The 15,086-nt window shown below is 43.5% G+C and carries 16 protein-coding genes; 11 read left to right on the forward strand and 5 right to left on the reverse strand.

Annotated features, from left to right (window positions below; genetic code table 11):
• The first annotated feature begins 506 nt into the window (after positions 1 to 506).
• The 11 genes from METLIM_RS05030 to METLIM_RS05085 all read left to right on the forward strand — a co-directional run bounded on the left by METLIM_RS05030 (position 507) and on the right by METLIM_RS05085 (position 9,887).
• Positions 507 to 1,637 carry a pyridoxal-phosphate-dependent aminotransferase family protein gene (locus tag METLIM_RS05030; protein WP_004076842.1) on the forward strand — a complete coding sequence of 377 codons (1,131 nt, stop codon included), beginning with the start codon at positions 507 to 509 and terminating at the stop codon, positions 1,635 to 1,637.
• A gap of 14 nt (positions 1,638 to 1,651) precedes the next feature.
• The gene (gene ribC, locus METLIM_RS05035; RefSeq protein WP_004076843.1) at positions 1,652 to 2,113 is read left to right on the forward strand and encodes a riboflavin synthase; all 462 of its coding nucleotides are present in this window, start codon (positions 1,652 to 1,654) and stop codon (positions 2,111 to 2,113) included.
• 44 nt (positions 2,114 to 2,157) lie between these two features.
• Positions 2,158 to 2,565 carry a 6,7-dimethyl-8-ribityllumazine synthase gene (gene ribH, locus METLIM_RS05040; RefSeq protein ID WP_004076844.1) on the forward strand — a complete coding sequence of 136 codons (408 nt, stop codon included), beginning with the start codon at positions 2,158 to 2,160 and terminating at the stop codon, positions 2,563 to 2,565.
• Between the two features lie 31 nt (positions 2,566 to 2,596).
• On the forward strand, positions 2,597 to 3,733 hold the full coding sequence (locus METLIM_RS05045; protein ID WP_004076845.1) for a pyridoxal phosphate-dependent aminotransferase: 1,137 nt from the start codon (positions 2,597 to 2,599) through the stop codon (positions 3,731 to 3,733).
• Between the two features lie 203 nt (positions 3,734 to 3,936).
• Positions 3,937 to 4,674 (forward strand): small multi-drug export protein, encoded by a 738-nt coding sequence (locus METLIM_RS05055; protein ID WP_004076846.1) that lies wholly within the window; start codon positions 3,937 to 3,939, stop codon positions 4,672 to 4,674.
• Between the two features lie 47 nt (positions 4,675 to 4,721).
• Positions 4,722 to 5,132: an arsenate reductase/protein-tyrosine-phosphatase family protein gene (locus METLIM_RS15435; protein WP_004076847.1), complete on the forward strand. Its 411-nt coding sequence runs from the start codon at positions 4,722 to 4,724 to the stop codon at positions 5,130 to 5,132.
• 95 nt (positions 5,133 to 5,227) lie between these two features.
• A complete protein-coding gene (locus METLIM_RS16885) occupies positions 5,228 to 6,088 on the forward strand; it encodes an arsenate reductase/protein-tyrosine-phosphatase family protein (RefSeq protein WP_004076848.1) in 861 nt (286 codons plus the stop codon).
• Positions 6,089 to 6,202: 114 nt separating this feature from the next.
• Positions 6,203 to 6,841: a Yip1 family protein gene (locus tag METLIM_RS05070; RefSeq protein WP_004076849.1), complete on the forward strand. Its 639-nt coding sequence runs from the start codon at positions 6,203 to 6,205 to the stop codon at positions 6,839 to 6,841.
• A gap of 9 nt (positions 6,842 to 6,850) precedes the next feature.
• Complete coding sequence (locus tag METLIM_RS05075) at positions 6,851 to 8,014, forward strand: COG1361 S-layer family protein (RefSeq protein WP_004076850.1); 1,164 nt, start codon at positions 6,851 to 6,853, stop codon at positions 8,012 to 8,014.
• Positions 8,015 to 8,046: 32 nt separating this feature from the next.
• Positions 8,047 to 8,724, forward strand: a complete 678-nt coding sequence (locus METLIM_RS05080) for an ABC transporter ATP-binding protein (protein ID WP_004076851.1) — start codon at positions 8,047 to 8,049, stop codon at positions 8,722 to 8,724.
• Positions 8,721 to 9,887, forward strand: a complete 1,167-nt coding sequence (locus METLIM_RS05085) for an ABC transporter permease (RefSeq protein ID WP_004076852.1) — start codon at positions 8,721 to 8,723, stop codon at positions 9,885 to 9,887. Before METLIM_RS05080 ends, METLIM_RS05085 begins: the two co-directional genes overlap by 4 nt.
• Before the next feature lie 114 nt (positions 9,888 to 10,001).
• On the opposite strand, the gene METLIM_RS15445 is transcribed toward METLIM_RS05085, so the two are convergent.
• The 5 genes from METLIM_RS15445 to METLIM_RS05110 form a co-directional block, all read right to left on the reverse strand.
• Positions 10,002 to 12,542: a PAS domain-containing protein gene (locus tag METLIM_RS15445; RefSeq protein ID WP_004076853.1), complete on the reverse strand. Its 2,541-nt coding sequence runs from the start codon at positions 12,540 to 12,542 to the stop codon at positions 10,002 to 10,004.
• A gap of 100 nt (positions 12,543 to 12,642) precedes the next feature.
• On the reverse strand, positions 12,643 to 12,912 hold the full coding sequence (locus METLIM_RS05095; RefSeq protein WP_004076854.1) for a hypothetical protein: 270 nt from the start codon (positions 12,910 to 12,912) through the stop codon (positions 12,643 to 12,645).
• A gap of 17 nt (positions 12,913 to 12,929) precedes the next feature.
• Entirely contained in the window at positions 12,930 to 13,676 is a 747-nt protein-coding gene (locus METLIM_RS05100) for a DUF2953 domain-containing protein (RefSeq protein ID WP_004076855.1), read from the reverse strand.
• A gap of 44 nt (positions 13,677 to 13,720) precedes the next feature.
• Positions 13,721 to 14,122, reverse strand: a complete 402-nt coding sequence (locus METLIM_RS05105; RefSeq protein WP_004076856.1) for a GerW family sporulation protein — start codon at positions 14,120 to 14,122, stop codon at positions 13,721 to 13,723.
• 95 nt (positions 14,123 to 14,217) lie between these two features.
• Positions 14,218 to 15,075 (reverse strand): cache domain-containing protein, encoded by an 858-nt coding sequence (locus tag METLIM_RS05110; RefSeq protein ID WP_048145621.1) that lies wholly within the window; start codon positions 15,073 to 15,075, stop codon positions 14,218 to 14,220.
• Positions 15,076 to 15,086 lie beyond the last annotated feature (11 nt).

Raw genomic sequence — 15,086 nt, forward strand, 5'->3', positions numbered from 1 at the left:
TCAGATTCGGTCTTAGTCACCACTGCCGGAAATATCGGGGCAGGCAGACTAAATATTGGTTTTCAGTTCAGAAATTATCGCCCGCTCGGAGCGATTTAGTGAAATAATATTTCTTTTATTAAATCAGACGGAAAGAATAGCCAAACAAAAATTATTCATAAATACTTTTTATAACGGTAAAGCAGACTACTTATCCGGCCATATCCCCAACAGAAAATATGGCCGGAGTAAATATAATAAGAGGAGAGGTTTACTGATGTTTGACTGGGCGACATTTCTAAGTTTAATTGCAGAGATTCTAAAAATTATTGCAGAAAGCGGCTTATTTTAATAAGCCTGAAATTAATTCTGATTATCTCCATACATTTTTATGCCGGAGATTTCACCCGCCGGAAAAAATTCCGGCAACTATCCCATAATCACCCGGCATTTTTCAGAATTCTTTTGATCATTTATCGACAATATAAATTGCCTTTAACTGAAAACATTATTACAACTGATTTATTATGCAGGACGAAACACTTCTCATGATGCCAGGACCTGTCCCGATGCCCCAGCGTGTCAGGATGGCAATGGCAAGACAGGCAATAAACCACCGCGGAGCGGAGTTCGGGGAATGCCTGAAAGACTTAAACAGAATGCTAAAACCGATGTTTGGAACGGAGAATGACATAATGGTTATCTCCGGGTCAGGCACTGCCGCAATGGAGGCATCGGTTGCGAACTTCTGCGCCGGAAAGAAGGTCGCTTCACTTGTAAACGGCAAGTTTGGTGAGAGGCTCTTTAAGATCAGTGAGATCTATGCAGAAGAGGCCACAGAATTCAAATCCGAATGGGGGACACCGCTTCCTCTCGAAGAGCTTGAAAAGGCTCTTGAGGAGGGCACAGAGGCTGTAACACTTGTCCACAATGAAACATCCGCGGCAATCAAAAATCCGGCTGAGGAGGTAGGAAGGCTTTGCAGGAAGTACGATGCACTCTTCATTATGGACGGCATTACATCCATCGCAGGCGATGAAGTTCTTGCAGACAGATGGGGTGCTGATGTTACAGTGGTCGGGTCACAGAAATGCCTCGCCGCACCGGCAGGTCTTTCTGCGGTATCCGCATCAGAGAAGGCCTGGGAGAATCTCGCTGAGAAGAGGCCTTTTTACCTTGATCTTGCAGCATACAAAAAGAGTGCGGCAAAGGACCAGACGCCTTTTACACCCGCAGTCCCGCTCTTCTTTGCTATGCGCGAGGCATGCAGAATTATAGAAGAGGAAGGTCTTGAAAACCGGATTGCACGACACAAAAATATGGCTGAGGCTGTCCGTGCAGCCGCAGGCGCATGGGGACTTGAACTATTCTGCCAGACAGATAAATTCCATACCTACTCAAACACTGCAACCGCGATATCATACCCGGACGGAATAATCGACAGTGACTTCAGGGGAGCGGTCAAGAAGTACGGCATTGAGATATCCGGCGGACAGGACCACGTCAAGGGCAAAATATTCCGTATAGGCACAATGGGTGCAACCGGCATACCTGAAGTCCTATCGGTCGTCTCTGCTGCTGAAAAGGCCCTTCGTGAACTTGGATTTAAAGTGGAGAGTTCAGGTACAGAAGCTGCCGCAGACGTTCTGAAGATATAAGCCAGGTATTTATTATGAAGATCGGAATTGTGGACACAACCTTCTCCCGTGTTAATATGGGTGCAATGGCAGTGGATGAGATAAAGAGACATGCAAGTGTTGCAGTTGAGAGGGTCACAGTCCCGGGAGTGAAGGACCTCCCCGTCGCCTGCAAAAAAATGATAGAAGAAAGGGCGTGCGACATTGTCATGGCTCTCGGCATGCCCGGCGGTGTTGATAAGGACAAGATGTGTGCCCATGAAGCTTCACAGGGACTTATCAAAGCACAGCTTATGACAAACACCCATATTATTGAGGTTTTTGTCCACGAAGACGAGGCAAAAGACGAAAACGAACTTGCATGGCTTGCAGAGAGAAGAACAAGGGAGCATGCAGTCAATGCAGTCAAACTGATACTCTACCCTGAGGCACTTGTAAAAGAGGCCGGTACAGGCCAGAGGCAGGGTTTTGACGATGCCGGCCCGGCACGAAGGTAGGGTATTATAGCTATATCAGAATATAATCAATAAGAGGATTTGAAATGACAATAAAATTAGGATTCGTAGTTGCGGAATTCAACCGCGACCTTACATATATGATGGAGATCGAGGGAGAGGAGCACGCAAAGTTCCTCGGTGCTGAGATCGTTGACAGAATTTACGTACCCGGAGCATATGACATGCCCCTTGCAATCAAAAAACTCCTCAAAGACGACAATATAGATGCTGTTGTGACAATCGGATGCGTCATTGAAGGTGCAACAAGCCACGATGAAATTGTGGTCCAGCATGCGGCAAGGAAGATAATCGATCTCTCACTTGAATATGACAAACCTGTAGCACTCGGAATTTCAGGTCCGGGCATGACAAGGCTTGAGGCAACACAGAGAATCGACTACGCAAAGCGTGCCGTTGAATCTGCAATAAAGCTCGTACAGAGACTTAAATAATTAGTTCCTTTTTTTCCGGTGTTAATTAATTATGAGAAAACTCTCTGAAAAAATTCAGGGAATACCCCCGTCGGCAACGATCGAGATCACAGACAAAGCACGCCGCATGAAAAAAGAGGGAATAGATGTTATATCTCTCTCAATAGGCGAGCCTGACTTTGACACTCCCGGCCATATCACCGAGGCATGCATAAATGCCTTAAATGAGGGCAAAACCCACTACGAATCGAGCAGAGGCATTCCGGAACTCTGCTCCGCAATATCAGACAAGCTGAATAGTGAGAACAGGGTTTTCACCACACCGGATAACATCATAGTCTCCTGTGGTGCAAAGGATACCATCTATGAGGGTGTCCAGGCATGTATAAATCCAGGTGACGAAGTCCTGATACTTGACCCATCATGGGTATCATATGACCCGATTGTCATGCTTGCAGACGGAAAACCTGTCCACCATCCTTTAGACGATGTACACTTCCAGTTAAAGGACGATGTTCTTGAAAAGATTACACCAAAGACCAGGATGTTAATCTTCAACACTCCTTCAAACCCGGCAGGTTCTGTTCTGAATCAGGACTCACTTAATCTCATAAAAGACATATGCGAGGACAATGACATAATCGCACTTGCGGATGAGATTTATGAGAAACTTATATACGAAAAAGAGCACATCTCGGTGGCATCACTCGGCGACATGCACGAGAGAACTATAACCGTAAACGGCTTTTCAAAGGCATATGCAATGACAGGCTGGAGAATAGGATATGCCTCGGCACCGGATGAGATCATAAAACCTATGACAAAGATCCAGCAGCATACAATAAGCCACCCGACAACATTTGCGATGTGGGGGGCTGTTGCTGCACTTAGAGGGGATCAGTCCTGCGTTGAAAATATGAGGCAGGAGTTTGACAACCGGAGAAAGTATATCACAGGTGCACTTTCAGATATGGGTATGAGGACAGCCCCGGCAGAAGGTGCATTTTATGCCTATGTGTACACAGGCGGCAATGACATAGAAGTCGCCGCAAGATGGCTTGATGAAGCCCATGTTGCAGCAACTCCCGGTACTGCCTTTAACACACCCGGATGGATTCGCCTCTCATACGCCGCCGGAACGGACAGGCTGCGTGAGGCGATGAGAAGAATATCAGAACTGCCAGAGTGAACTGCCGCAAAGACGAAAGATCTGAGAGATAATTATGAATAATTCCGGAGAAAAACAACCATCTCTTCTCCGGACAATTAACTGCCAGGTCAGAAATCCCTGCGTAACTCCGGAGATATTCAGATAAATCAGACCTTTTATTCTCTTTTGGCAACCGGAATATACCCTGATTTTATCAGGTTTTAACAATCATAATTATTGAAATGACTGAAGAAGAGATCCCGGTTATAAATATTTCCGGATACATGATGATATTACTGAGGTTTTTTCTTCCATTTATATTAGGCATCGCCTATCTTGGCGGACTGTACATCTCAATGCCCTATGGCGAATTTCTCACACTTGCCGGCCTGATGTTCATCTATTTCGTCCCTCCGGCAGGGAAGGAATCTGTAATTCCGCTCGGTATTGCTATGGGAGTGCCCTGGTGGCTCATAGCACTTTCAGTGGCCCTGATGGACATACTGTCATCACTTTTCATGGTGCTCAATTTCGACCTTGCACTGAAGATTCCGATTCTCGGTGACAGGTATATGAAATCCTTTATGGAAGCCGGACAGGATTTTTTTGAGAAGCATAAATATATTGAGAGACTTTCAACCATAGGTCTTGCAATCTTTGTAATGATACCAATGCAGGGTACAGGCGGCGTATCAACACCAATAGTCGGCAGGATGATCGGCATACCTCCGTTAAAAGTAATGATTGCCGTAATATCGGGATCTATTCTTGGCTGTACCGTTATCGCTCTTGGTACGGAGTACATCAGAGATATACTTGTTGCGGATTTCACAACCGGAATTATGGTAATCATCGGCATTGTTCTGGCAGTTATTGCCGGATTTTTGATATACAGAAAAAATCAGTGGAAACTCCGGTCGAAAAAACCGCACCGCAGAAACCGGCACATGTCAGATTCCGGGCAGGAAAAAAAGGATTAAAGGGGACCGGGCAGGAATAATACTAATACAGAAAAAATATCGTAATTATGGTGAAAAAACAGAAGATTCTATTCATCTGCACATATAATTCAGTGAGATCACAGATGGCTGAGGCCATAATAAACAGCAGATATTCAGAGAAATTTCATGCAGATAGTGCTGGCTTAATACCCGGAGGTGTTGATCCATACGCAATATCAGCCCTTAATATGAGAGGGATTGATACCTCCGGGCTTACATCAAAATCAATAGGCAGAATATCTGACAGAAAATACAGTATGATAATATTCCTGTGTGAAAACGCCCGTATGAGAGCACATTACCTGCCGGTATCTGACAGGACAGAATGCAGATTAGTCTCACTCCCGCCGGCAGAAGGCGGCGATCCTGTTTTGGCTTATTCCAGACTCGCAGATATTCTCATCAACATGTTTGAGACTGATCCTCTCTTCAATTAAATAAATTTAAGCTTAAATTTCCGGAATAATTCACAATCAATGATTCATAACCTACAATCCATGATCCATTTCAGAAGGTTAAACTGGAGACGAAAATGAAGAGGAAGGTATTATTTATCTGCAACCATAATGCAGGAAGGTCACAGATGGCACAGGGACTGCTGAACCATTACTCCGGAGATAAATATGAAGCATTCAGTGCAGGATTAAACCCGACAGAATCAGTAAATCCACATACAATAGAAGTGCTAAAGGAGATCGGCATTGACATCTCCGGAAAAACTCCTCTGCACGTATCGGAATACCGGGATGTAAAATTTGACGAAATTGTTATTGCATGTGATTATGACCCTGATAATCATGAACTGCCTGCGACGGAGAGGATAACTGAGAAAAAATTCCCAGACCCTTATCTCTTCTCAGGTTCTGATGAGGACATCCTTAAAAGTTTCAGGGAAGTCAGGGATGAGATAATGGAATGGACAGATAAGGAATTTACCGGAGATAATGAGATGAATAACAAAAACAGTGACAATGGTAATGCGAATAACAATATCTACAAGAGTAATTTTCCCGATGATAACGAATGCAGACCGGTTACTGTAACTGTTTTCGTATCCGGCGATCCTTCGGGACCACCATTACGTTGTCCTGATACGGGCAGAAGTTTAAGTGAAGTGATAAAGGACACAGATATCATAATGAAAAAACAGGGTTTTGTGATAAGATATGAGGAGAGGCCGGAGAGTGAGAATACAACAGAAAGTCTTCTTCTGATAGGCGGCAGACCGATAGAGGATTTGGTACCGCTTCCTGACCCCTCAAAATACTGCGGGATGGCCTGCGCAGACTGTGGCGGAAAACCGGCAGGGACAACATGCAGCAGAATATATGAATACATACCGGAATCAGTGCTGAGGCTTGCAGTAAAAAAAGCGGCTGATTCCATGGATTAAAGACAAAACCAAAAATATCGGCAAAATAAAAAACTGACACATATCAGTATCTTTCATATCCGGGAAAATAGGCATCTGCAATATTTATAATATCATGCAGTCATAATAAGCGGTATGATACCGATAAAAGAAATTATTCTTTCACCAAAAAGCTTTTTTGATGGTTTATGCGGTCAGCCTGAAAGCCTCAGCAAACCCTTTATAATCATCAGCATTCTCGGCCTCATCTCCGGAATTGCCGCAGCGATCGTCTCCCAGAAATCAGCAGGCCTTCTGCCTGAAGAAGCACAGTTCCTGGCCGGAATTCTGCCCGTTGTCGGATTTGTGGGTGCTGTGATTATGACGTATATTATCTGGCTGATATGGTCAGTTGCATTTTTCGTCATATCGTCCCTTCTGAAAGGTGAAGGTTCCTTTAAGCGAATGATGGAAATCGTGGGCTATGGTTCAGTGCCCCAGATAATCGGAGGAATATTCGGCGCAATAATAACATTATATTATATGTCCGGCCTTGATATCAGACCAATGACAGATCCTGCACAGATAGAGGCATATACCCAGACCATGCTGACAGATCCAATGATGATCGCAGCAACATTACTCGGTTTAATATTCCTCTTCTGGAGTGCAAATATATGGATCTTCGGAGTCATGAAATGCAGAAAGCTTGATTTCAGAAAATCGGCAATAACAGTCATTATCCCGGTGATCATATACCTTATTGTGTCATATCTGCCGCTTATCGGAATTTAGGAGGAAAATATGAAACATATACCATCTATAAAAGGAATAATGCTGGCTGCACTGATTATATGTGCATTACTGCTCACACCGGCATCTGCTATAATAAACCCGGATGCAACTCATATATCTATAGCATCATACACCGTTGAACCCGAAGCACTGATGCAGTATGATACAGGAACTATTACTGTAAAGGTTACAAACTCAGGCACATCTCCGGTGGACATCAGAAGAGTGACTCTCTTCTCTGAAGACCTTCTCCTGATTAATGAACGGTCATACGACACAGTGGGTGCAATAGGACCGTCAACATCAAGAGAATTTACATTTTCAGTCAAAGCAGCAGCACCTGACGGGATTTATTACCCGAAATATTATATGGACTTCTCAGCCGGAGGAAGCCTCTCATACCTTATCCCTGTTAAAGTGCAGAGCACACCACTTGAAATATCGGTAGTCAGCGAGCCGGACGAGTACAAAAAAGATGTGGAATCCACAATAAAATTATCCATCGGAAATCCCCGTGACAACAGAGTAACCGGCGTGGTTGTCCGGCCTGTGAGCGACTCCGCAGAATTCACACAGAACAGCTATTTTGTCGGTGAACTTGAAGCAAATAAAAATGCAGAAGTAACCTTTGAGGTGACACCGTACTCTGAAGGCGGGGTGCAGTTCATCGCAGATTACAGAAACGGGATAAACCACCATGAATCTTTCAAAACTCTCAACCTGAATCCCGGAACCGGAAAGAAGGATGCAGATCCGGTAATAAACAACATAGAGTCCGGATTCAGGGACGGAGCACAGTACATTGCAGGCGATGTAACAAATGCAGGCCTTAAAATTGCCAAGTCAGTGATTGTAACCACCAAAAGTCCGGCAAAACCAACAGAACCTAACAGGCTTTACGTAGTTGGTGAACTTGAACCCGATGACTTCTCAAGCTTTGAAGTTACGTTTGAGACCGATGAACCGGGAGAGATACCTCTGATTGTCGAGTACAAAGACGAGGACGGGAACAGTTATTCAAAGGAATTTCCGGTTAAAACTGACACATATACATCATCAAAAGCAAAGACCTCAGATGCAGGCGATGAGGGGATGCCGGTTATGATAATAATACTGATAGTCGTGGTTATAGCTGCCGTCGGTGGGATAATATATCATACATGGAAAAAATAACCATGAATTCACATTTTCTGGAGGAATAAACTGTGAATTCCAGATCTCCGGTAATAAAGCTTGAAGATGTCAGGAAAATATACAAACTCCCTTTTGGAGAGGTGAGAGCACTTGACGGAATAACGCTGGACATACACCAGGGCGATTTCATCGCAATTATGGGACCTTCGGGATCAGGAAAATCAACGCTCCTTAATATGGTGGGTTCTCTGGATGTACCGACATCAGGTGAACTTTATATTGACGGGATAAATGTAAAAAAACTCACTGATGACGAACTTACTGATCTCAGGAGGGACACTATAGGGTTCATCTTCCAGCAGTTCAACCTCATACCCCTCCTGACCGTAAAGGAGAATGTTGAATACCCATATATTCTGAAATACCGTCATTCCGACAAAGAAGGCATATGTGAGGCACTGCTGGACAAAGTAGGCTTAACAGACAACCTGATCCACCACAAACCGACCGAACTTTCCGGCGGCCAGCAGCAGAGGGTTGCCATTGCAAGGGCACTGGTCAATGACCCAAAGATACTGCTCTGTGATGAGCCGACCGGAAATCTGGACTCAAAGACCGGAAAACAGGTTATGGACCTGCTGAATGAGCTGAATGAAGCCGGAAAAACGGTTATAATGGTCACTCACGACTCAAACACAGCAGAGTATGCCCATAAAATGATAAGAATAGAAGATGGAGTGATAAAATGAGTACTGCCATTTTCTTTGAATTCGCAAAGAGGAGCATAAGGCTTCACTGGCTGAGATCCCTTCTTGCAATAATAGGAATAGTAATAGGTGTTTCGGCTATTGCCTCCATGGGAATGCTTGGAAACAGCCTTGTCCTCTCGGTCTCCGAATCCCTCTCAGATGTAGGGGATTCAGTGGTAATTTACCCGCACGGAGGCATACAGCAGGGGCCGGGCACAACATCGGTCAAGGAATATATAACTGAGAGGGATTTAAAAGATATCAAACGGGCAGCAGGCTCAAATGATGTCATACCCGTACATTCTACGGCAGACAGGGTATTTATCGGCAGCGATGACACGATCTCTTCCATATATGGTCTGTATGAGGATGACACTGAAATTCTCCTCAGTCTTGCAGAAGGTCAGTGGCTGAGGGGAACGTCCGGTGCACTTGCCGGATCAAAAGTTGCAAAGGATTACGATCTTACAGTCGGAAGCCGTGTAAAGATCGGAGAGGATAGCTTCAGAATTGCCGGAATACTTGAAGAGAGAGGAATGGGTTTTGATATAAGTCCGGATAACGGATTCATCATTTCAGAAAGGTCCTTTTCATCAATATATGACCAGAATGACTTCAATCTTGTAATCGTGAAGGTAAGAGACCTTGATGAAATAGAATCTGTAAAGGAAGACATTAACAAGAAGATGAACAGAAGAGAAGATACAGTTGATGTCTTTGATACAAAAGCCATACTTGAGGTGATCCTTGACACCTTCGGCAAAATTTCTGCGTTCACAACCGCAATAGGTGGTATTTCGCTCATAGTAGCCGGAGTTTCAATCTTTAACGTACAGATGATGTCAGTTACAGAGAGAATAAAAGAGATAGGCATTATCAGAAGTATAGGTACAAGAAGAAGGGAGGTAATGAAGACATTCCTCTATGAAGCCCTGATTCTTGGCTTTTTAGGGTCGGGGATAGGTGCCGTATTCAGTTTCGCAGGCGGTTACCTTGCAATTCTGGTTATGCTTCAGGAAACTTCATATCTCTACGATCCCGGAACCCTGATATACATTCCGTTCGGGATGGCATTCGGAATAGGGACAAGCCTTATATCAGGACTTTATCCGGCATGGAAGGCAGCAAACTTAAACCCGATTGAAGCACTCAGGTTTGAGTGAATGCGGAGATATTCATAAATTCTCAATACATTTTTCCGGGCATAAAATATTCGGCAGATAATAAGAGGCACCTAATGGCAGGGTAAAAATACAAATTCCCGGAAAAACAGCTTATCACCCGAAAATTCTCCAGGATCCCGGAGGTATTTTAATTACGAATTTTGCACCCTCACCAAATATCCCGGATTCTTCAATGGAGGTGTCTGTAAGTGAGAGAATCTCCTTTGCCAGAAATAAACCAAGCCCGGTATTTTCACCAAAACTTCTGAGGAATATATCTGATTTATTATCATCCCAGACGCCCTTCCCGTTATCCTCAACCGTAATAACGCCTGTGCCCCCTTCATCAGAAAATGATACTTTAATCAAGTCCATCTTATCACCCCCATGACAGACTGAATTCATGAAAAGGTTGTAAAAGACCTTCTCAATCATACGGTCTGAGAAGACCTCAAGACGGCCTTTAATATTCTCAACCTTAACACAGCTGAGATTGGGATTTTCTTTCTGCTTATCTACAATATGATCAATTCTGTACCATTTGGGCGCAGAAGAACCAAGATTCTGATAATCACGGGTAAAAACCGCCAGATTCTTAATCTGTTCGGTAAGGAGCATCATCATTTCAAGATCATCCTTTGCAGATTCGGATATCTCCTCTTCAGAGAGCATATCTTCATAGATGTCAAGTGCAGTGATGCAGTTTAAAATATCATGCCTTGTTATCTCGGAGAGAAGTTTCATCTTATGATTCGCTTTCTTAAGTGCCTCTTCAATACTGATACTCTCCGTAATATCATTCGCAGTCAGAAGATATGATGCAGAACCGTCATCATCCCTCTGCGGAGTAAACCGGACGTGAAAGATTTTCTCATGCCCGTCAGAGAATACGGAATAATTTCCTTCCACCAGTTTGCCGGAATTTACACAGCGGGAATACATATCCTGAAGCTCATTCAGGTTACCCGGAATTTCAGAATTTATAAGACTGTGACCTTCAAGCTCCCCCGGAGTAAACCCGAGAATCTCCGAAGCAAAATTATTGATGAAAAGAATTTTATGGTCCTCCCCAAGAACAACAACCGCCTGATCAGAAGCATCCGAGAGTATCCTGTACCTCTCCTCATTTCTCCGGTTAATCTCTTCGGCTTTCTTCTGCTCAGTGACATCCACAAGTGAACCGGCAAGGAGAAATGGGTATCCATCCTGATCAGAGACATTCCGAATTGAATCCCTCACCCAGCAGAGGCCACCGGATTTTGTAGTAATACGGTAATCCCTTACAGTACTGAATCCAGGAACCGTACGAAGTTCTTCATCACGGTGAATAATCACATCCAAATCCTCCGGAAGAACCAACCGGTCCCATGAAACAGCTCCGGATATAAAATCCTCCTCAGAATAACCGGTAATCTTCTCAACAGCGCCCCTGAAGAAAACCGGTTTCCTGTTAATAGCTGACAGATATGCAATGCCCTGAAAACCGGAGAAATATTTTTCATAACTGAAGATATTATTCTGTAGCAGTTTTTCCTGTGCTTTTAAAAGTGAGATATCCTGCCCGAAAGCGAATATAAACTCCTTGCCCTTATATACAAATATGGAAAACGAGATTAAAAAAGGAATTTTAAGACCATTACAGACATTAACAGATATTTCAAGACTAACACTCTCTTTTTTCCTCAGGTCACTCAAAAAATCACCCCAGTTACCGGGAGTAATCTCGTTATAGAATTCAGAGATATTATGACCGGCTATCTCTTTACCAGAGTATCCTGTGAGTTTACAGGCCGCATCATTGGCATCAATAATTGTACCGTCTGTACTGATCCATCCCATAGGATCTGAAGTAAACCGAAGTGAAACCCTCGCCTTTTCAAGTTCCCACCCAGTCTTATCCTCCTCACTGATATTCCTGAATATGCAGTGATTACCCTTAAAAGAGCCGTCAGGATAATGATCTATGCACCCGTCAAATGATACAGAAATCAGTTCTCCGGTTTTACTGACCATCATAAACCTGACATCATGGACCTCACCTTCTCTTTTAAATTCCAAGAAATTTCGTACAAAAAAATCCCGGCAGTCAGGAGATACGAAATCCCCAAACCATTTCCCCAGAACCTCAGCCTTACTGTAGCCCAGAGCCTCAGTCCACTTCAGGTTGACATCGATGAAATTCCCGTTCTCATCAAGCGACTGATAGGGTAGGGGTGCACGATGGAAGAAATTCCTGTAGTTTTCAAGGTTCCTGAAGCATTCTACTCCGTCAGAATGTTTACTGACAAGGTGAAAGATCAGATTATATGTAAATTCACTGCCGCACTCATTTTTAGGTAGATAAACAACACCATTATGGTCATTTACATTAACCGGGAGCATATAATCTGAATCAGTGCAGATATATACCGGGTCAGAGAATATACCGGACAGTGAACCATTATAATTATACTCTTTCTCCGGAAAATAACCGTTTGAGAATACTGCAACAATATTTTCCGGGCTGTTTTCCCGGATTAAATCTTCAAAAGAGCTATGGTCCTCAAAAAACCTGAATTCAAAACCACAATTTTCCGCAATTTTCTTCCCGACAGACACAACCGCAGAATCCGTGTCACCCAGTGCACAGATATAATTTTTAAATTTAGCCCCCATAATCAGAAAAGTTATCTGACCACATATATTATTATGCCTTTCGTTCCTGAGACGCAATGAAATAAATTAAACATCCTTACTTTATCTAAAAAAAAGTAAATCAGATAAAAATGTCTGAAGATTCAGATTCAACGAGAAAAAGGAAATCATTCAGTTCATTCACGGAATTTTCGATGCATTTACCATTCAGATTAAAGAAATAATATTTCCCCTTTACAGAAAAGAGCAGAAACTCAGGTCTGACATCTGCATGAATGAAGGAATTTCCGGAAATCACCTGACTGCTGACAAGAGGGACTATTCTTACACCATCTGCCAGAAGAGATTTCCCGGAAGTTTTTTTTGAACTGATTTTAACTGAACCTGCCATTTATCACACCTTCACATTCACACGGGATTATTCATTCCTTTTAAGGAAGATTCAGCACCTCTGCCCTCTGAAATACCATCCTTAGTACCTGAGGACTTATCCTTCGCATCAGTCTTCTTTCCGGCAAGGCCTGCCCCCCTTAACCTCCTGTAGGTCTTTAATGCAAAGAAGAGTATTCTGTAAATTCCGCAGACCCTAACCCTTCCGTCACAGTAAACCTCAAATGCCGGTCTGTCAAACCGTGAATAAGCATTTAAAGAGAGACCTCTGCATGAATACAGAAAACCACTGACTGCCATCAGATATCCGTACACCTTCCCGGTCAGAACCGGATCGTCAAGACCGACTGTGATATCGGTATGCAGACTGTCAAACTTAATTAAACGGAGAAGAGAAGAGAACTCCTCTGTCAGGAAATTATCTTTTGCAAAACAGATGATCTTTAAGAGATCTTTTTTATCCCCGACAGTTAAATCTTCTGATTCCACGGATTTGGAATCTTTCTGCTCTTCATCTCCGGAATTATTCTTATTAAGTTCATCTACAGGCTTTCTGAATACCTTAAACCCATATAACCTGACTGTAAGAAAACCATCCTTCACATCACCGGAAACAGAAGCAATACCCCAGCGGAATTCAAAAACAACCCCACATTTAAATGGATAACCACCTTTAAGCCCGATATGCACAGGAAAAATAAAAATATGCAGAACCGCAGTTAAAAGGACCAGCAGCAGAAAAAGAAAAATGATCTGTAGAATCATTGTTTTGGAGGTTTAACAGTCTGCATCAGAAATTTTCCGGAGAATTAATCCTCCGGATTTCCTTCTGCCTTCTCTTCCATTTCTTCCTTTCCCATCTCTTTTTTTATGATTTCAACAACTTTGGGAAGGACATCCTCGCCTACTGCGGTAATAGCCTCGGTGATAGGGCCGGGTTTTCTCACCGGAACAACTCTTATTCCTTCAGGGCCGCTGACATTCTTCTCAATGACTATCAGTGCGACAGGCGACACACCTCCGCCTGCACCGGTACCGGCACCACCATTACCTTCACTGCCGCCCGCACCGGCACCAAATCCAAACCCGAATCCTGCAACAGGGACAACAATCCGGTCCCCCATCTCAACAGGGTCTCCCATAACGGTGCCTGCGTTTACAAGACGGTCGATTTCAGCAAGAGCTTTTTCAAATAAATTATCTGCATCCATATTTTAATACCTCATATCTGTTGTTATTGAGTAATAACTGTAATAATATAAAAAATAAAGGGTTGCTTTAATTCCCGGCACAGAACCTGCATAAATCAGCTGTCTGATATCTCTCTGATTACAAAAATCCGCCATTTATTATCCCACATAGTAACTGTTGTCCAGAAGGCCTCCTTTCTGATCTCCCTGTCAAATCCTGTATCATAAAAACTGTATTCAAAAATACCTGACCAGTCTTCAGATAAGGATCTGGCAAAGCTTAATATCTCAGGATAGTCCTCATATAGCGAATTGTCAAAAGTCTCTTTGCCAACTTCCTCAGGGTCCGGATCATACAGTATAAGCCCGCCGGGTTCTGTCACCATTGACGAAAGACCTGAAGTATTCATGATATCTTCCGCACTATCTTTAATGAGTTCACAGGGAACGAATGTCAGGCTTACAAATCCGCTGTATATGCCTTCTGAATCAAATACAGGATAATAAAGTGCAGAGGCAGAAGTGCCGTCATGAAGCACGAAATTATCTGTCAGCATCGGCACCCTCCTCTCAGTCTGTTTCCTCACACTCTCCTGTGAGAGAAGGTTCATACCGGAAATATTCCCGGATGCATTGGAATTATTGAACCTCACAGTTCCGGAACTGTCGATATAGATGACTGTATAAACAGCAGAATTTTCTGCCATGACTTCATCAAAGAGTTCTGTTACGGTATTCTCATCCGGACCGCCCCCCGTAACAGCAGCACTGCATCCTGCCGTAATCCTGCCAAGATGATGAAGGGCATTGCTGACTCCCCCCTGAAAAACAATCAGTTCTGAGAGAGCAGTGTTCCGGTCAGCAATATCACCCGGACATCCCTCACCGGAATTAATACATCCGCACGTTACAATGACACCGAAAACGGCAGCAGTTGCAACTGCAAAGACCAGCAGATTCATCAGATTCCCCATTAATGAAAATT

The organism is Methanoplanus limicola DSM 2279 (assembly GCF_000243255.1).
Lineage (GTDB): Archaea > Halobacteriota > Methanomicrobia > Methanomicrobiales > Methanomicrobiaceae > Methanoplanus > Methanoplanus limicola.